The following is an 18,608-nucleotide window of genomic DNA, read 5'->3' as shown; positions in this document are numbered from 1 at the left end:
ATTGGGCTCATAGCTCAGCTGGGAGAGCACCTGCCTTACAAGCAGGGGGTCACAGGTTCGAGCCCTGTTGAGCCCACCAATTATAATGGCCTGGTAGTTCAGTTGGTTAGAATGCCAGCCTGTCACGCTGGAGGTCGAGGGTTCGAGTCCCTTCCAGGTCGCCAAAAAAAACTATAAACATTTTGATGAAATATATATGCTGGTGTGGCTCAACGGTAGAGCAGCTGACTTGTAATCAGCAGGTTGTAGGTTCGATTCCTATCACCAGCTCCAGTAAAAAAACTTAAGAACTTAGTCCTTAAGTTTTTTTATTTATACACACATTTAATTTATCATTAAAGAATAAAAAATAAATCCATTAAGAATTAATTCTTAATGGATTTATTTTTTTTCCCATCTTAAATCTTGTCCAGAAAATTTAAGAGTTCTAAAATGAGAAAATATTCTGGAAAAAATTCTATCTGTATATGTGTTTGCTATTTCCATAGGAGAGTGATTAGTAGAGATTATAGTTTTTTTACCTGATATTAGTCTTGTATTTATAATGTTAAATATCTCGCTATTAGTAAAAGAATTAGGAACTTCTGTTCCTAAATCATCTATAATTAAAAGATCACATTCAAATAAAAGCTTATAATTTTCTTCTGTTATAGGGTTATTTTGGTTTCTAAATTTATACTCTTCTATTATTTCTAATAATTTAAATGCCGTTTGATAAATTACTATTTTCCCTTTATCTAGTAGCTCTTTTGCAATACAGTTACACATGAATGTTTTTCCAAGACCAGTAGTTCCATAAAAAAGTAAATTTTCTCCATTATCTTTATTAAATTCTCTTACAAAGTTTTCACAAATAGATAATATATTTAAAATATTTTCTCTAGGTGAAATACCTTCTTCAGTGTTTTTATCTGAAAATAAATTTTGATCAAATGTATTAAAATTTTCTCTATCAAGAACTCTAGAAAGATTAGACATTTTGTAAGCTTGATTTATAAGTTCTTGATTGAGACAATTACATTTTATGCCGTTTCTTAAAAAACCTGTATCTTTACACGTATTACATTTATATTTTATTTCTAAATAATCTAAAGGTATATTATATTTTAAAAATAAATCAATTTTTTCTTTTTTAAGCTTTTCTATTTCTAATTTAGAATTTTCTACTATCTGTTTTCTTTTTTCTGGGGTTATTAAGACGGATTTACTTAATTTAAGGCCTATTTCAAATATTTTATCATCTATTTCTTTAATTCTAGGAATTTTATTATAAATCTGATTTTTTCTTTTTTCCAAGTTAATTTTAGCAATATCTCTGTTCTTTTCATATTTTAAAAGAATTTCTCTTAGTTTTTCTTTTTTCATTTAATCACCTACTTAAATTTTTTCTTTTGATTTTCTAAAATAATTCTTTCCAGCTCTTCAGGTGTATAATTAGATGTTCTTTGTTCAAAATTATGGAATTTAGTTTTTACAGTGACAGTAGATTTTTTAGAAGTTTTCTTTTTCTTTCTTTCTTCTATTTCTTTTTCTATATCTTGTATTGTTTTAAATCCTTTTTCATACCAGTTTTTTAAAATAGAATTTATATATGAAATAGAAGGATTAGATGTATTTTTAGATTTAGAGCAAGCGTGAGATATTAAATCTATTGAAAGATTAAAATCATCTATCCAAGAATCCATTATTTTTCGTTCTTCCATAGAAGGTTCTCTATAAAAGCCTAATTCTTTAAAAACTTTTTTATACAGCCCAAATCGTTCTGATTTCTTTGCAAAATAGTTTTCTAGATCCTCTAAAGTATATATTTTATTGTCATACCAGTTTCTTATTATACCTTCAACATATTTTATACTTTTAATCCCTCTTTTTTGTTTTGCATAAGCATATGCACTTTTTATCATATCAGGGCTCATATTATACTTATCTATTATATCTAGTATTTGAATTTTTTCATTGGGAACTAAAGGTCTACTTATAATTTCATTTATATAATTAAACATTTTTTGAATGTTAGGATTTTGATTAACATATATTAATTCATCTGGAGTAGTTTTACTTTTTTTTAAATCATTAGTTTTTAATATATTTTCTATATATAGTTTTTTTAAATTTAAAAATTCTATAGAATAATTCCATTCTTCATTAGTATCTTTTATATGTTTTTTTATAATTCCTTTATCCTCCCAAAAATCCCAAGCAGATAAAACATCTGATAAGGGTATGTTCAAATTTCTTGCTAAAGACTGATTAGTTATATTGTTACTAATAGATGCATCAAGTGCATATTTATAGGCTAAAAGATAAACTTTTACGTATGTCCCGTTGGCCATTGGCATAAATATATCTATAAATATATTATCAATAGGAGTTTCTCCTAAGTCTATTTCATTAATTTCCTTAAAAAACATAGAATCACCTCAGAATAATTATATCACAAGAAATAGGGGAGAATTATTGTAAAAAAAAGTATTAATTTTTAGGGGGGATTGGTTTTGGTAGTTCTTTTAAATAAAGATAAGTTAATTAGGCTATTATTCACATTAAGTTTATTTTTTTTAACATTTATTTTTCTTGGTAAGTTAAATTTAGATATGGAAGTATTTAAAAGACTTAAGGGAAATGATGTTAATACATATTCAATAGATGTAAGCTTTGATGACAAAGAAAAATTATTAAAGTGTGCTCAAAATATTACTTATATAAATAAAACAGATAAAAATTTAGAAAGAATATATTTTCATATATACCCAAACGCTTTTTTAAAGAAGGAATATGCTCCATTTGAAAAAAATGAATTTAAAAAAGCTTATCCAAATGGATTTAGTAAAGGATATATAAATATTAATAAAGTTTTAGGGAAAAAATATAATTTGGATTATAAAATTATGGGAAAAAAAGAAGACATATTAGAAGTTAATTTAGAAGATAATCTAAAACCAGGACAAAAAACTAATATATATTTAGAATATGATGTTAAACTCCCAAACTCTGTTGGTAGATTTGGATATGGAGATTATACTATAAATATTACAAATTGGTATCCTATAGCTTGTGTATATGATAATAGGGGATGGAATACAAAAACTTATGAAAAAATAGGAGATCCTTTTTATAGTGATATAAGCAATTTTAATGTAAACATAAATATACCAAGCAGATATAAATTAGCAACAACTGGTACTATTAAAAGCGAAAGAATAAAAAAGGATAGTACTTTATATAAGATTAAAGGAAATAATGTAAGGGATTTTGCTTTTATATTGAGTGATAAGTTTAATGTTCTTTCTACGAAACTTAATGATACAAAAATATATAGTTATTTTTTAGATAAGAAATTAGGAAAAGAATCACTTCAAATAGCAAAGGACTCTTTAGTAGTATTTAATAATTTATTTGGTAAATATCCTTACAAAACTTATTCAGTAGTTGCATCAGATTTTTTTATAGGAGGAATGGAATATCCAAATCTTGTTATGATAGATAGAAATTTATACAATCAAAATTCAAAGTTTTCTTTGGAATATGTAGTTGCTCATGAAACAGCACATCAATGGTGGTATTCATTAGTTGGAAATGATGAAATAAGTGAGCCATGGCTAGATGAAGCTTTAACAGAATACTCAACAATACTTTACTTTGAAAAGAAATATGGAAAAGAAGTTAAAGATAGACTTATAAAAAATTTAAAAACAAATACATTTAGAAAATCTACTGAAAGTATATTTAAAAGTACGACTGAATTTAAAAATTCTTTTGAATACAGCTTATGCGTATATAGCAAAGGAGCTTTATTATTAGATAACATAAGAAATAAAGTGGGAGATGATGTATTTTTTGAGACATTAAGGAAATACTATAAGCAAAATATGTATAAAAATGTTACTGGAAATCAATTTGTGAATATATGGAAAGAAAAGGGAGTGAATATGGATAAAATAATATATGGAAACAATTAGCTTGAAAGATAAGCAAAATATTTGATATAATAACAGGGTAACTGTGTTTTGAAAGGAGCCTACTGATGAATCAAATAAAGAAGGTACTTAAGAGAAAGTATTTACTTCATTGTTTAGTTTTTTTAGTAACGTTTATAACTTGTAGTGGAATATATTTTTCTACATTATCTTATGAAGTAAATATTGATGGCAAGGATATAGGAATAGTAAAAAATAAAAAAGATGTATATAGATTAATTGAAGAAAAGAAAAGAGAAATAAAAAAGGAATTTGAAAAAGATGTAACAATAAGTCAGAAAATAACTTTTAATAGAGTAAGAGTAGGAGAAGATAAAATAACACAAATAGATAGATTTAAACAAAATCTAAATAAAGTTATAGACTTAAGTATAAAAGCTTATTCTATAAATATAAATGGAAAAGATATAGTATATTTAAAAGATAAAGAATCGGCACAAAAGGTTTTAGATAATATAAAAAACTATAATATAAAATCTACAGACATTAATAAAATAAAAGAAATAAAATTTTTGGAAAAGGTTTCCGTAGAAGAAAAAGAAATCAGTATATCTAAATTAAAAAGTGAAAAATTAGCATATGAGTACTTATTAAATGGAACAAATGACATGCAAAAGTACATAGTAAAAAGTGGAGATACTGTATGGGATATTGCAAAAAAATATGATTTAAAAATGGATGATATACAAAAAGCAAATCCTGATATAAATATTAATAAGCTTAAGATAAATCAAGAAATAAATATAACCGTTCCAAAATCATATTTAAATGTAAAAATAGTTGAACTTGCTTCTTATGAAGAGACTATACCATATGAAACTGTTTATGAAGAAACAAATGCTCTTTATAAAGGAGAAAAAAAGGTAAAATTAGAAGGTATAGAGGGAAAGAGAAAGGTAGAGGCAGAAATTGTTAAAATAAATGGAGTTGTTTCTTCGAAGAATATATTAAAAGAAGAAATACTTTCACAAGTTCAAGATAAAGTAGTTTTAAAAGGAACTAAAAAAAGACCTTCATATATGGCTTATGGAGTTTTTTCAAATCCGACAAGGGGAAAGCTTACATCAAGATTTGGTAAAAGATGGGGCAGAATTCATACAGGAATAGATATAGCTGCTCCAAAAGGAACAATTATAAAAGCAGCTGATGGTGGAACAGTAACATTTTCTGGAACACAAAGTGGATATGGAAAGCTTGTAATAATAGATCATGGAAATGGATATAAAACATACTATGCACATTGCAGCAAACTTCTTGTAAAGAAAGGAGATAAAGTTGCAAAAGGTCAGAGTATAGCAAAGGTAGGAAGTACTGGAAGATCTACAGGAAATCATCTTCATTTTGAAGTAAGGAAAAAAGGAACTCCTGTAAATCCTCTTACTTATGTTAAGTACTAAAGCTGTTGAAATTCAACAGCTTTTTTTATAACGAATCCTTTTGAATTGTGGATAAATATAAATTCCGTTATGAGTTTTAAGCAACGGAATTCGTTAGAATTCGTTGGCGCCATGAAATTTTAAAAAATTTTACATTGTAAAATCTTTAGACTAAAGACTTTTTTATAACAAATCAATTACATGAAATACCAAAATTCATATGTTTGGGAGGTAGAATGTAATGAGTAAAAAAATATTGATAGTAGATGATGAAAAGTCTATTTCAGATATATTAAAATTTAATCTTAGTAAAGAAGGATATCAAACAGAAGTAGCCCATGATGGAGAAGAGGCTATAAACAAGACATTTGAATTTAAACCAGATTTAATATTATTAGATGTTATGATTCCAAAATATGATGGATTTCAAGTCTGTAAAAAAGTAAGAGAAAAGGTTGCTACACCTATAATAATGGTTACAGCAAAGGAAGAAGAAGTGGATAAAGTATTAGGTCTAGAACTTGGTGCTGATGATTATATAACAAAGCCATTTAGTATAAGAGAGCTTATGGCGAGAGTAAAAGCAAATTTAAGAAGAACTCAGATGGTAACTTCTGAAGATAATTATTCAGATATTGTTGTAAATGGGAATTTAAGTATAGATTTAGCAAAGTATGAAGTCAAAAAAAATGGAGAAAATATAGACTTAACAGTAAGAGAATTTGAGCTTTTAAAATTTTTAATTACTCAAAAGGATCAAGTTTTTTCAAGAGAACAGCTTCTTGAGCAAGTTTGGGGATACGAATATTATGGAGATATTAGAACCGTAGATGTTACAGTGAGAAGACTTAGAGAAAAAATAGAAGACAACTCTTCAAGCCCTAAATATATAATAACTAAAAGAGGAGTAGGTTATTACTTTAAGGGGGAATAAAGCTTGTTTAGAAGCATAAGATATAAAATTATAGTTATATATTTTTTATTAGTTTTTATTGCCTTGGCTATAGTTGGATTTTTTATGATAAGTGAATTTGAGAAGCTTCAGATTAACATGTCTTCAGATACTTTAAATAACATTATAAATAATCTTGTGAAACCACAAATAAGTGAAAATGATTTTTTAAATTATGATAATATACAAAATAAAATAGGAAGCATACCTCTTCTTGCTAGTGAATATGAAGTGCTTATAATAGATACAAAAAATGATTTTAAAATAGTTGCATCTACAAATAGTAATAGTAAATTTATAAATAAAAATGCTTTAAGTGCAGCTGATTTAGATAAAAAAGTACTTTTAGAAGTAAATTCCTCAGATTTTTCTGGTACTTTTGCTGAAGAAGATACAAAAATAATAATAGATAGTAGATATAAAAAAATAAAAAATATTGTTTATCCTTACAAAAACAAAGAAGGAGAAATAATAGGATTAATATATGGAAGAGCATATCTTGAAAATATATATAAAGTATTAGATAAGTCTAAAATTATATTTTTAAGAGCTATGCTAATGGCGTTGATAGTTACTATTGTATTAGGTTTTTTAATAGCAAAATCAATTACAAATCCAATAAATGATGTTACAGTAAAAGCTTCAAAAATGGCAAAGGGAGATTTTGACCAAATAGTAGAAGTAAAATCGGATGATGAGATAGGAAAGCTTGGAGAAATGTTTAATTATCTTACTGATAAGCTTAAAAATACTCTTGATGAAATATCAAGTGAAAAAAGTAAACTAGATGCAATAATCAATCAAATGGCAGACGGTCTAATTGCTGTTAATAATGAAGGATTTGTAATACATGTAAACCCAACTTTTATGAAAATGCTGGGGTTAAAAGAAGAAGATATTAATGGGTCAGTATATGATAAAATATTTGGAAAATACAACGAAAATTTAACATTAAAAAATATAAAAAATAAAAATATATCTCAAGGAAGTGAAATTATAAAACTTGAAAATGGAGATATATTAAGAGCAAATTTTGTTTATCTAAAAAATGAAAATAACCAAGTTAAAGGATTAATTCTAGTACTTCAAGATATTACAGAACATGAGAAATTAGATAATATGAGAAAAGAATTTGTAGCTAATGTATCACATGAACTAAAAACTCCTATAACTACAGTAAAAAGTTATACAGAGACATTACTAGATGGGGCCATGGAGGATAAAGAAATATGCAGTTCTTTTTTAAATGTAATAAATACAGAATCTGATAGGATGGCAAGACTTGTAAGTGATCTTTTGCAGTTATCAAGACTTGATTATAAGAAAACTAGTTTTAATTTTTCAAGATTTGATATAGATAATTTAATAAAAGATGTAGTTAATAAACTAGAAATTTCTTTTAAAGAAAAAAATCATATATTAAAGTTAGGATTGAATGATGAAAACATAATAATTAATGGAGATAAAGATAAAATAGAACAAGTTCTTCAAAATATATTAACTAATGCAATTAAATACACACCACAGAATGGGATAATATCTGTGGATGTAAAAAAACAAAAGAAGTATGTTTTAATATCAATATCAGATAATGGAGTTGGAATTCCAAAAGAAGATATTCCTAGAATATTTGAAAGGTTTTATAGAGTTGATAAGGCGAGATCTAGAGATATGGGAGGAACTGGGCTTGGGCTTTCTATTGCAAAACACATAGTAGAAGAACACGGAGGAGATATATTAGTGCAGAGTGAAGTAGAAAAAGGCACTACTTTTAAAATAAAGTTACCTGTGGGTAAAAATGTGGATATGTAATTTGGATTTAATTTTCTTGTAATATTTTTGTAATAATTTTTGTGTATAATTTATTATGAGGCATGCTATTGGAAAAAAATAAAAATTATACATAAATTGCAAGGAGGCTTAACAATGAAGAAACTTGGAGCATCGTTAATTATTTGCAGTCTTTTAGCTTCGAATAATGTTTTAGCATTTGCTGATACTAATTCTACGAATACTGTAAATAAAAAAATTGAACAGAAACAAACGGTACAAAAACAAGAATCCAAAAATACATCTACAGAAAAAAAAGATTCAGAAAAAGAAATCACTGATAAAAAGCAAACAGAAAAAAAAGAAGAGTCTAAAAAGGCACTAATCGAAATAATAAAACCAGATTCGGATTATACAGTAACAACAAATGATAAAATAGTTATTTCAGGAAAAGGACAAGAAGGAAGTTCTGTATCTGTAGAGGTATATTCTAAAAAAGATGAAACATATGAGCGTACACAAGCAAAAAAATTAGAAATAGGTGCTATTGGCCTATTTGTAACTGAAGTTAAATTAAGTCCAGGAGAAAATAAAATTGTAGTTAAAAATGAAGAGGATAAAAAAGTAAAAATTGTATTATATAAAAAAATAGAGAATAAACAAGATATACAAAAAGATATGGATGAATTAAAAGATAAAGGTATAAAAGATATGTTTAAAGATATAATTTCTTCTGTAAAATAATTGGAGTGTTAAACATGAATAGGGAAAAGTTTAAAACCCTTATATTAATTTTTTTATTTTTAACATCTAATATATTATTATTATTAAATATTAGTTTAATAGGCTTTTCACTTGACTTAAAAAAAATGTATGAAAGCAATGTAAGTTTAGGAGAAAGTCTAGACTTCATATTAAAACCAGAAAGAATATATATTCATTTTGGTGGAGGAAATAATACAGAAATATTAAAAAACAAAGATGAGTATTGGAGTGAGGCAAAACTCACATTAAAGGAAACCTTAATAAAAGAAGCTGATTTAAAAGAAATAAGTTATATGGAATATCTATTTAAAAAAGATATTAAATCTATAGAACTCAAATTCAATAAGGGAATAAATGGGAATATACTTAATAAAAGTATGTTTTTAAAGAAGAGTTCTATAACTAAATTAGGAGATATTTTAGAAATATTAATACCTTTAGTTGATGATAAAGCAATATATTTTTTAAATAGTGAAAATAAAGTATATAAAGTAGAAGTGGATAATTTAAAAAGTATAAATTTAGTAGATGAATTAGAAAAAGGTAATTATATAAAGTATTATACTGTAAATTATATGTTTGATATAAATAACCATACTTTATTTCCTCTTGAGATGAATTTATCATATCCCATGATAAAATCTAAAAATAACTTTGATATTTATAATGATAAAGAAATACAAGATTTAGGTAAAAAATTTTTAAATGAAAAATATGATTTTGCAAACAGAATAGTTGAAACAAATGGAAATAATACATTTATATATGGGTATGGAGAAAAAGTACTTAGAATATATTCAAATGGGTATATAGAGTATTTAAATGAAAATACAACTGATAAAGATTTAACTATAGAGCAAGCTTTAAATATAGCATTGGATTTTTTAAGAAAACATAGTATAGATTGGAAAAAATTAAATTTATCAAGTATACACAAAGAAGTAATTAAAAATAAAAAAGCCTACAGATTTAGTTTTTACTATAAAATAAAAGATTTAAAATTAGAAACTAATGCTTTAAATGCTCCAATACAAATAACCGTAATAGGAGAAGATGTATACAGCTATAAAGCCTTTGCAAAAAATATGGATTATATTTTGAATGATAATTCTAGAAATAATATTATACCACCTCAAGAAATATTAAACATGAATTTCAGTCTACTACAAAAAGATAATAATTATTTAAACGGATCAGATATTTGGGAAAACATAAAAGATGTTGAGCTTATATACTTTTTAAAGGATGATAAATTTATTCCTGCTTGGAAATTTTATATAGGAAATAAAATATATGTTTTTGATGCCTATAAAGGAGAGAATTTATAATATGGATTGGGCTAAATCTAAAACTATATTAATTATAGCTTTTATCATAACGAATATACTTTTAGGATATAACTTATATGCTAATATATTTAAGTATGATAAAAGAGTTTTTTTTGAGGAAGAGTATATAAGAAATCTAAATAACTTATTAAAAACAAAAAATATTACTATTAATACAGACTTACCTAAACAGACACCAAAACTGAGTGCTTTAAGTGTAAAATACGAAGCTATGGAAGAAAATTTAGAAGGTATTTTTCAAGATAATATAAATTTATATATAGAAGATAATAAAAAAATAATTTATAAGGGAAAAGCTAATTTAAAATCTTTTAGCAAAGAAGAATCAAAGGTTTATACAGAAAAAATTTTAAAAAAGTATAAATTAGATAAAGATAGTTACCTTAAATATATAACTAAAAATAATAATTTTATAGAAGTATTTTATTGTGGGAAATATAAAGATTATTTTTTAGAAGAAAGCTATATGAAATTTATATTTTATCCTAATGGAGAGTTTATTTTTGTTAGACTATGGTTTATACCTATAGAAGATAAAGTTCAGAAAAAAAGAGTTATAACAAGTGTTGAAGCTGTTATGAATAAATTTAATGAATTAAAAGAAAACTCTACTATAGAAGATATAAATTTAGTATATAAATTTCTATCGAATGAAAATATAGATTTAAGTAAAACAAAAATAAGAACGGTTTTTCCTATGTGGAGAATAAAAGCTAATAAAGAATATTACTATGTGCCAGCTTTTGATTTTTAAAGGCTGGCTTGTTTAATTACTATCTTTTTAATGGTATAATTAAATTTAGTGATTAAAATATTATTTATGGAGGAAAAATATGTGCTTTAAATACGCTTCAGTAGCTAGTGGTAGCTGTGGGAATTGTCATTACATAGGATATAAAAATACGAAAATTTTAGTAGATGCAGGACTTAGTGGAAAGAAAACAGAAGAAAATTTAAATAATTTAGATATAAATTTAGAAAACACATCAGGAATACTTATAACTCATGAACATACGGACCATATAAAGGGTGCAGGAATTTTGTCAAGAAGGTATAATATACCTATATATGCTAATGAAAATACTTGGAAAGTTATAGAGAATAAAATTGGGAAAATTAAAGAAAATAATATAAAGGTTTTTGAAAATAATGTACCTTTTTATATAGAAGATATTAAAATAAATCCTTTTTCTATACATCATGATGCTGCTGATCCTGTAGCATATACATTTTATAATGGAAAAAATAAAATAAGTATAGCCACAGATTTAGGTTATGTTTGTGATAAAATTAAAGAAAATATATATGATTCTAAATTAGTAGTACTTGAGTCAAATCACGATGTAGAAATGCTTAAAATGGGTTCTTATCCATATTACTTAAAGAAAAGAGTTTTATCTAGAAAAGGGCATTTATCTAATGAAGATGCAGGGCGTTTTTGTATAGAATTGGTAGAAAGAGGAACTGAAAAAATACTATTAGCTCATTTAAGTAGAGAAAACAATTTTCCAGAACTTGCTTTTGAAACTGTAAAAGGTGTATTACAAGAAAAAAATATACATGTAGGTAAAAATTTAGAGCTTAGTGTTTTAAAAAGAGGTAAAATTTCAAATTTATATGCAGTGTAAGGAGTGGTTTTATGAGAAGAGGAGGATATTTTGTTACAGCAGTTATAGGAGCTATAATAGGAAGTCTTTTAACTCTTTATTTAGCTCCAAATTTTATATTAAAAGATACTTATAATAAAGAAGAGGTTGCTAAACCGAATAGCACACAAATTATTGTAAATGAACCAAAAGGAGAAAGTGTTTATAAAGCTGTTGCTAAAAAAGCAATGCCATCTGTCGTAGGTATCACTACTGTTACTGTAGAAAAAGATTTTTTCTTTGGAGCTAGGCAATCTAGTGGAGTCGGTACAGGAGTTATAGTAGACGAAAGAGGATATATTCTTACAAATGCACATGTTATAGGTGATGGAAAAGCAAATAACGTAAGTGTTCTTTTTTATGATGGTTCAAATCAAGAAGCTAAAGTACTTTGGTATGATACAACTTTAGATTTGGCTATTATAAAAGTAGATAAAAAAGGACTTCCAGTAGCTGCTCTTGGAGATAGTGATAATGTAGAAGTTGGAGATATAGCTATTGCAATAGGAAATCCTTTAGGACTTGAATTTGAAAGAAGTTTAACTCAAGGTATAATTAGTGGTCTTCATAGAAGTATTAAAGTTAATGAATATGAATCTGTAGAAGATTTAATACAAACAGATGCCTCTATAAATCCTGGAAATAGTGGAGGTCCACTTTTAAATTCAAAAGGTGAGGTAATAGGAATAAATACAGCTAAAATTCAAACTGCTGAGGGGCTTGGTTTTGCAATTCCTATAAATACTGCAAAGCCTATAGTGGATCAATTTATACAAAAAGGAGAATTTAAAAGAGTTTCTCTAGGAATAAAAGCTGTAGATGTAAATTATTTTGAGGATAGAATGGGACAAGATTTAGGCATTGATGAAGGGGTTTATGTTTTCCAAGTAATAAATAATACTCCTGCAGCAAAAGCTGGAATCAAGCCAGGTGATGTTATATTTGAATTAGGAGGAAATAAAATAAAAAGCATGGGTAGTTTAACAAGGGAACTTTATAAGTTTAGACCTAAAGATTCTACAAATGTCAAGATAAATAGAGGTGGAAAAGAAATAGATTTACAAATTATATTTTAATTTAAAATGCTTGAATATTAGTAATATGATTCTAATATTCAAGCATTTATATTGCATTTTAAGGAGGATATATGATAAGAGTTGCTTTAAATAGACTTATATATTTAATATTAATATGTATTGGTATTTTTTTAGCTTCAAAGAAAAACTATTTTTTAGTATCACTTCCTATAATTTTATGGATAGTAGTAGAGAGAGTATTTTGGAAAAATTTCTACTTAGGAAAGAAGCTTTTGTATAAAAGAAGGTATAAAAGTGCTGTTAATCAATTTAATATGTTTTTAGATGATATTGAGAATAAGCCATGGCTGAATTATCTTAGAATGTTTAATATAGGGGTATATACACATAATTTAAAAGCAAAAGTATATAACAATATAGGTATATGCTATTTAGAATCTAAAGCATACAATAAAGCTGAAGAATATTTTAATAAAGCAATGGAAGAAGATAATGATTTTTGTTTACCATATTATAATTTAGCAATAATTTATCTTATAAAAGAGGATGAACTAAGTGCAAGAGATTATTTAACAGATGCAATAAAAAAAGGATATAACAGAATTAAGCTTGTTCAACTTAAAGGATATGTTATGGTTAAATACAAAATGGAAGGAAATTAAAAAATGAATATAAAAATAGTTTCGGTAGGAAAGATAAAAGAAAAATATTTAAAGCTTGGAATAGATGAATTTTCTAAAAGACTTTCAAAGTACTGCAAATTAGAAATAGTAGAGTTAAGTGATGAAAAAGCCCCTGAAAATTTAAGTAAAAAAGAAATAGAAATTATAAAAGAAAAAGAAGGTAAAAAGATATTATCACATATAAAGGATAATACTTATGCTATAGCACTTGCAATAGAAGGAAAAAATTTATCTTCAGAAGAACTAGCTGATAAATTAAATAACTTAAGTATAATGGGAAGAAGTAATATAACATTTGTTATAGGAGGGTCCCTTGGACTTTCAAAAGAAGTTTTAGATAGAGCTGATTTTAAGCTTTCTTTTTCAAAAATGACTTTTCCCCATCAGTTAATGCGATTAATACTTCTTGAACAAGTATATAGGAGTTTTAGGATAATTAAAGGGGAACCGTATCATAAATAGAAAAAGGTTATACTTTTCATTATAACTTTAGTATAACATATAATTTGATTAAGAATGTTTGTTTGGTGTATAATTGTAATATAAATATTTTTTAGCGAGGTGGATTTTATGCCACAACAAATAAAAAGTGAAATTAATAAAATAACAAATCAGATTCAGGCAGTTGTTTCAACAAGTAAGATATATTTATTTGGCTCTTTTGCTTATGGAAAACCTAATGATGATAGTGATTTAGATTTATGTATTGTTACAAATGAGAAAGGTGTAAGAAAAAGAGAATTAATTAAAAGTATTAGAAAATCTATATCAAAAGTTGCATCAATGCCTGTAGATATTTTAGTTTACTATGAAGATGAATTTGATGAGAGAGCGATGCTAGAATCTACTATTGAATATAAAATTGCTCATGAGGGAGTCAGTGTATATGAACAATAAAGATATTGCAGATGAATGGTTTGACTTTGCAGTTAATGATTTAAATTCAGCAAGATTTCTTCTTCAAATGCGTCCAATTCCTTTAGAGATAATATGTTATCATTGTCAGCAAAGTGCAGAGAAATATTTAAAAGGGTATATTGCTTTAAATGGTGATAAAATAATAAAAACACATGACTTAACACTCCTGAATAAAAGATGTATGAACTTTGATAAGGACTTTCAAAAAATTAAGGATGATTGTATAGAGTTAGTTGATTATGGTGTTCAGGTTAGATATCCATTTAATATTGAGTTAGAAGAGCAGGATATGAAAATGGCAATAGAAAGTGCTGAAAGAATTGAAAAATTTATATTAGATAAATTGAAACAGTCAAAATAATGATATGATACTTCCAAAGTAGACAATGTAATTAATTAAAATTATTAATCTACTTTGGAGGTATTTTTTATGGGCAGAAAACTTAAATTTAGCAAGGAAGTAAAAATAGAAGCATTTAAAATGTTTGATAAGGCTATTGAAAAGTATCTTGATGCAAAACCTATTTTTCACAGAGATTGTGGATTTCAATATACATCAAATGTATTCAAGAAGAAGATTGAAGTTGTAGAAATGAAGCAAAGCATGTCTCGTAAGGCGTTGAATTATTTGTAAATTTGAAAGGGGTAAAATTAATGTATTTAGAATATAAAACTATCGTTAAGGGAAGAAAGATAAGAAGAATAAATCTTTTGTATATTCAGTAAAATGGTAATTTATATGATAATATAAAGACTACTTTAAGAAGAGTAAGAGAAAAGGTATTTAAAGTGGTTAATTTTGCAATTGTTGATGCATATTGGAATATAGGAAGAATGATTGTTGTGGAAAAATAAAATGGAGAGGAAAGCGAGGAACAAGTTATGTTTATAATGAAAAATAATTGTCAGATAGAAAGAAAAGAAATTTATTTATTTATCTTAAAGTTACTGATTGAAGTTATAGAAACTAACAAACCTTGTATTTGGTATAAAACTGAAGAACCTTTTATAAATAAATATAATGGTAGAATTAGTTATGATTATTCGGGTGAAGTAAGAGAAATGACTTATACAGATATAATTAAAATGAAAAATGAGCTTGGTAAATCAGAAATAGCACAGATATTGTATCTTTCTAAGTTAGATGAATTGTTATCTGAAATATATATCGATCAGTGGATACCTACTTTTCAATCGAATTGCGGTAAAGATTGGGTTAGTTATAAAAAATTGTTGGAAAGATCATTTAACGAATGGAAATATGAAAATTTTGAAATATACAATGAAGAAACAGAAGAAGAAGACGAAGATTTAGATATAGAACTGGATAGTGTTTTATATGATTTTTTAGAGGATACGTCTTATGAGATATACTACGCTAAAATTTTAAATAGCCTTAAGCAGTCTACTTAAGAGCACAAAGGGACGGTATATTTATTGAGTATAGGGAATTTCTTAAAAAAGAAGATTTCTTGCAATTAGAAGAGATAATGTATTTATAGGAATAAACAAGGAGGTTTAGGGAAAATGCCGTTTACGTTTGCACATCCATCTATTGTATTGCCTTTTTTAATTAAACGGACTAAATATTTAGATTTTACAGCATTAGTAATTGGCACCATGGCACCTGATTTTGAATATTTCATCTACTTTAGACCAAAACAAATAGTTGGGCATACATTTTTAGGGCAATTATATTTTAACTTGCCGATTGTTTTTATTGTGGCTTGTATTTATCATTATATATTAAAAAAAGTTGTTATATTAAATTTACCAAAACCTTATTGTAATAAATATTATTATTTAACAAAAAGGAGTTGGAGAATAAATTCGCTATTTAAATTTATTGTGTTTTGTTATTCTGCTATTTTAGGGTCATTTACTCATTTGTTTTGGGATAGTTTTACACATAAGACGGGTTTTTTTGTTAAAAATATAGGATTGTTAACAAAATATATTGATATAGCAAACTTTAAAATTCCAATTTATAAAATACTACAACATGGTAGTACTGTTTTAGGTTTTGTAGTAATTATCATGTATTTAATTGCTATTCAAGATAAAGGCATATCTAAAAGCGATTACATTCAAATAAATAAATTTTATAAATTTAGATTTTGGAGTGGGGTAATTGTAATTAGTATGCTTATTATATTATTAGTAATTTTTAAGTCAAATAGTTTATTGTTAGGAAAAATTATCGTAACGTTGATTGATGGAATATTTATTGGGCTTATATTTATGTCGTTTTTGACTAGAGCATTAAAGATCTTGTAATATTAATTGGAAAGTATTAGAATTTAATATAAATATTGAAGAAATCAATAGACAACTTGTGTTAGAAGGGTATGCTGTATCTCATTTAAGCGAAACTCAAAAGAATTTAGAGAAAATATTCTTAGAATTGACTGGAGATGTAGCATAAAAGGTTTTGATTATATTGTTTTAAATAGGGGCAGAGAATATAATAATTCAAAGCTTCTATTTTTATGAAATCAAGTAATACCAAAGTTTGTATTATAATTGATTTATTGAATTAATTCACATGATTGAAAAAATAATCCAAATAGTATATATTCTTGATTTATAGTAGGGGAGTAATATATAATTATGTAAAGTTAAATTATAAAGGATGGGATTATGTTGTCAAATGAAATGACTTCGTTAATCAAACAGCGTAAGAGACAAGAAAAAAGGAAAAAAAATCAGACTCCTTATGGTATTATATTAATTTTAATTTCAATAATTCTGTTTATAGGACTTTGGCAAAAGCAGTATATATATGCTGTATGTTGGATTTTAGGAGTTGGAATTGGAATTGTTTTAAGATATTCCCGATTTTGCTTTGCAGCAGCATTTAGAGATCCATTTCTTGTAGGTAACACAAGTTTACTAAGAGGAATGTTATTAGCAATGATGGTAAGTACGATTGGATTTGCTGTAATACAATCTAGATATATTTATCAAAATTCTATTGATTATAATTTGATTCCAGGAGAGATAAGCTCGGTAGGAATACATGTAATGATTGGTGCATTTGTATTCGGCATTGGAATGATTATTGCAGGTGGATGTAGTTCTGGTGTATTGATGCGAATTGGTGAAGGGCATGTACTACAGTGGGTTGTTCTTTTAGGTTTTTTAATTGGAACTGTGCTTGGTGCAAAGGATTATTCATTTTGGTATGATTGTATAATACACAACTCGAAAACTGTTTATTTTTTCGAATATTTAGACTTTAAAGTGGTTGTGATAGGTCAGTTAATGGTATTAATGAGTTTATATGGATTGGCAGTATGGTATGAAAATAGGCATTAGAAAAATATGTAATGGAGGAAATTGTATGGCAATAAGAGAGATAGATTGTTCATGTGAAGCATGTCCTGTTCCTTTACTTCGAGCGATGAAGGAGTTAAAAACAATGGATGCGGGAGATATTTTGATTGTACATTCTGATCATAGTTGTGTTGGTATTAATGTTCAAGAATGGGCCAAAAAAAATCAATACCCAGTAGAATTAGTTGAAGCAGATGATGGAGAATGGGAAATCTATATTGAAAAACCAAAAGAAAAATAGTGGAGGGTAACAATGAAACCCATTAAAAAATGGTTAAAAAAGCCATGGCCTTATTGGTTAGGAGGAATTTTACTGGGATTATTGAATATTATTTTATTGGCTACTAGTGGGATTAGTTGGCAGATTACAAGTGGTTTTTTATTGTGGGGAATTGGTATTTTACAATGGTTTGGATTAGATCCTTTTTGTTGGGAATATTTTAATCATTTTCAATATTATTATGAACCTGTGATTAAAAATCAAAATGTGTTTATAAATCAATATACAATTTTGAACATGGGTGTTATAGTGGGATCCTTAAGTGCAACTTTGTTAGCATCTCAATTTAAATGGAAAAAAATAAAGAGTAAAAAACAGTTTATCTTTGCTCTCTTAGGCGGTATAATGATGGGGTATGGCACAAGACTTGCAGTTGGGTGCAATATTGGTGCTTTTTTTAGTGGAATTCCATCATTTTCATTACATGCTTGGTTTTTTGGAGTTTTTACTATTTTAGGGGCATGGGTTGGAATTAAGATTTTAATTCGATTTTTGGTATAAAAAAAGAGGACAGTTGTC

Annotated in this window: 21 protein-coding genes and 3 tRNA genes; 22 read left to right on the top strand and 2 right to left on the bottom strand. The window is 26.2% G+C overall.

The window, feature by feature from the left end; all coding sequences use genetic code 11:
• Window positions 1-3: 3 nt before the first annotated feature.
• From BUA77_RS06280 to BUA77_RS06270, 3 genes are all read left to right on the top strand, one after another.
• Window positions 4-79 (top strand) — tRNA-Val (locus BUA77_RS06280).
• A gap of 8 nt (window positions 80-87) precedes the next feature.
• Window positions 88-164: transfer RNA gene (locus BUA77_RS06275), tRNA-Asp, on the top strand.
• A 34-nt stretch (window positions 165-198) separates the two neighbouring features.
• A tRNA-Thr gene (locus tag BUA77_RS06270) sits at window positions 199-273 on the top strand.
• Window positions 274-381: 108 nt separating this feature from the next.
• Here BUA77_RS06270 and BUA77_RS06265 read toward each other — a convergent pair.
• Together BUA77_RS06265 and BUA77_RS06260 are read right to left on the bottom strand one after the other, a co-directional pair.
• Window positions 382-1,365, bottom strand: a complete 984-nt coding sequence (locus BUA77_RS06265) for an ATP-binding protein (RefSeq protein ID WP_072888368.1) — start codon at window positions 1,363-1,365, stop codon at window positions 382-384.
• A gap of 8 nt (window positions 1,366-1,373) precedes the next feature.
• Window positions 1,374-2,411 (bottom strand): DnaD domain protein, encoded by a 1,038-nt coding sequence (locus BUA77_RS06260; protein WP_072888366.1) that lies wholly within the window; start codon window positions 2,409-2,411, stop codon window positions 1,374-1,376.
• A gap of 84 nt (window positions 2,412-2,495) precedes the next feature.
• On the opposite strand from BUA77_RS06260, the gene BUA77_RS06255 reads away from it, so the two are divergent.
• The 19 genes from BUA77_RS06255 (at window position 2,496) to BUA77_RS06165 (ending at window position 18,590) form a co-directional block, all read left to right on the top strand.
• Window positions 2,496-3,959 (top strand): M1 family metallopeptidase, encoded by a 1,464-nt coding sequence (locus tag BUA77_RS06255; RefSeq protein ID WP_072888364.1) that lies wholly within the window; start codon window positions 2,496-2,498, stop codon window positions 3,957-3,959.
• A 65-nt stretch (window positions 3,960-4,024) separates the two neighbouring features.
• Complete coding sequence (locus BUA77_RS06250; protein WP_072888362.1) at window positions 4,025-5,374, top strand: peptidoglycan DD-metalloendopeptidase family protein; 1,350 nt, start codon at window positions 4,025-4,027, stop codon at window positions 5,372-5,374.
• Window positions 5,375-5,594: 220 nt separating this feature from the next.
• Window positions 5,595-6,287 (top strand): response regulator YycF, encoded by a 693-nt coding sequence (gene yycF, locus BUA77_RS06245; protein ID WP_072888360.1) that lies wholly within the window; start codon window positions 5,595-5,597, stop codon window positions 6,285-6,287.
• 3 nt (window positions 6,288-6,290) lie between these two features.
• A complete protein-coding gene (gene pnpS / locus BUA77_RS06240) occupies window positions 6,291-8,117 on the top strand; it encodes a two-component system histidine kinase PnpS (RefSeq protein ID WP_072888357.1) in 1,827 nt (608 codons plus the stop codon).
• Between the two features lie 114 nt (window positions 8,118-8,231).
• The gene (locus BUA77_RS06235; protein ID WP_072888354.1) at window positions 8,232-8,819 is read left to right on the top strand and encodes a hypothetical protein; all 588 of its coding nucleotides are present in this window, start codon (window positions 8,232-8,234) and stop codon (window positions 8,817-8,819) included.
• A 14-nt stretch (window positions 8,820-8,833) separates the two neighbouring features.
• Window positions 8,834-10,168, top strand: coding sequence for a hypothetical protein (locus tag BUA77_RS06230; RefSeq protein ID WP_072888352.1), 1,335 nt, complete (start codon window positions 8,834-8,836; stop codon window positions 10,166-10,168).
• A 1-nt stretch (window position 10,169) separates the two neighbouring features.
• Window positions 10,170-10,943, top strand: coding sequence for a two-component system regulatory protein YycI (yycI, locus tag BUA77_RS06225; protein WP_159428958.1), 774 nt, complete (start codon window positions 10,170-10,172; stop codon window positions 10,941-10,943).
• 79 nt (window positions 10,944-11,022) lie between these two features.
• Window positions 11,023-11,817: an MBL fold metallo-hydrolase gene (locus BUA77_RS06220; protein WP_072888348.1), complete on the top strand. Its 795-nt coding sequence runs from the start codon at window positions 11,023-11,025 to the stop codon at window positions 11,815-11,817.
• 11 nt (window positions 11,818-11,828) lie between these two features.
• Complete coding sequence (gene htrA, locus BUA77_RS06215; RefSeq protein WP_072888346.1) at window positions 11,829-12,911, top strand: serine protease HtrA; 1,083 nt, start codon at window positions 11,829-11,831, stop codon at window positions 12,909-12,911.
• A gap of 71 nt (window positions 12,912-12,982) precedes the next feature.
• Window positions 12,983-13,534 carry a tetratricopeptide repeat protein gene (locus BUA77_RS06210; RefSeq protein WP_072888344.1) on the top strand — a complete coding sequence of 184 codons (552 nt, stop codon included), beginning with the start codon at window positions 12,983-12,985 and terminating at the stop codon, window positions 13,532-13,534.
• A 3-nt stretch (window positions 13,535-13,537) separates the two neighbouring features.
• Complete coding sequence (gene rlmH, locus BUA77_RS06205; protein ID WP_072888342.1) at window positions 13,538-14,017, top strand: 23S rRNA (pseudouridine(1915)-N(3))-methyltransferase RlmH; 480 nt, start codon at window positions 13,538-13,540, stop codon at window positions 14,015-14,017.
• Window positions 14,018-14,125: 108 nt separating this feature from the next.
• Window positions 14,126-14,452: a nucleotidyltransferase domain-containing protein gene (locus tag BUA77_RS06200; RefSeq protein WP_072888340.1), complete on the top strand. Its 327-nt coding sequence runs from the start codon at window positions 14,126-14,128 to the stop codon at window positions 14,450-14,452.
• On the top strand, window positions 14,442-14,834 hold the full coding sequence (locus tag BUA77_RS06195) for a HEPN domain-containing protein (RefSeq protein WP_072888338.1): 393 nt from the start codon (window positions 14,442-14,444) through the stop codon (window positions 14,832-14,834). Before BUA77_RS06200 ends, BUA77_RS06195 begins: the two co-directional genes overlap by 11 nt.
• 69 nt (window positions 14,835-14,903) lie before the next feature.
• Window positions 14,904-15,107, top strand: coding sequence for a hypothetical protein (locus BUA77_RS06190; protein WP_072888336.1), 204 nt, complete (start codon window positions 14,904-14,906; stop codon window positions 15,105-15,107).
• A gap of 248 nt (window positions 15,108-15,355) precedes the next feature.
• Window positions 15,356-15,886 carry a hypothetical protein gene (locus BUA77_RS06185; protein ID WP_084605562.1) on the top strand — a complete coding sequence of 177 codons (531 nt, stop codon included), beginning with the start codon at window positions 15,356-15,358 and terminating at the stop codon, window positions 15,884-15,886.
• Between the two features lie 114 nt (window positions 15,887-16,000).
• Window positions 16,001-16,750, top strand: coding sequence for a DUF4184 family protein (locus tag BUA77_RS06180; protein ID WP_072888334.1), 750 nt, complete (start codon window positions 16,001-16,003; stop codon window positions 16,748-16,750).
• A gap of 363 nt (window positions 16,751-17,113) precedes the next feature.
• Window positions 17,114-17,791 carry a YeeE/YedE thiosulfate transporter family protein gene (locus BUA77_RS06175; RefSeq protein ID WP_084605560.1) on the top strand — a complete coding sequence of 226 codons (678 nt, stop codon included), beginning with the start codon at window positions 17,114-17,116 and terminating at the stop codon, window positions 17,789-17,791.
• Window positions 17,792-17,816: 25 nt separating this feature from the next.
• Window positions 17,817-18,050 carry a sulfurtransferase TusA family protein gene (locus tag BUA77_RS06170; RefSeq protein WP_072888332.1) on the top strand — a complete coding sequence of 78 codons (234 nt, stop codon included), beginning with the start codon at window positions 17,817-17,819 and terminating at the stop codon, window positions 18,048-18,050.
• A 12-nt stretch (window positions 18,051-18,062) separates the two neighbouring features.
• On the top strand, window positions 18,063-18,590 hold the full coding sequence (locus BUA77_RS06165; protein WP_072888331.1) for a YeeE/YedE thiosulfate transporter family protein: 528 nt from the start codon (window positions 18,063-18,065) through the stop codon (window positions 18,588-18,590).
• Window positions 18,591-18,608: the final 18 nt, after the last annotated feature.

Origin of the sequence: Tepidibacter formicigenes DSM 15518, assembly GCF_900142235.1 — a bacterium.
In the GTDB taxonomy this organism is placed as follows: domain Bacteria; phylum Bacillota; class Clostridia; order Peptostreptococcales; family Peptostreptococcaceae; genus Tepidibacter; species Tepidibacter formicigenes.
This window is presented reverse-complemented; position numbering and strand designations above follow the sequence as displayed.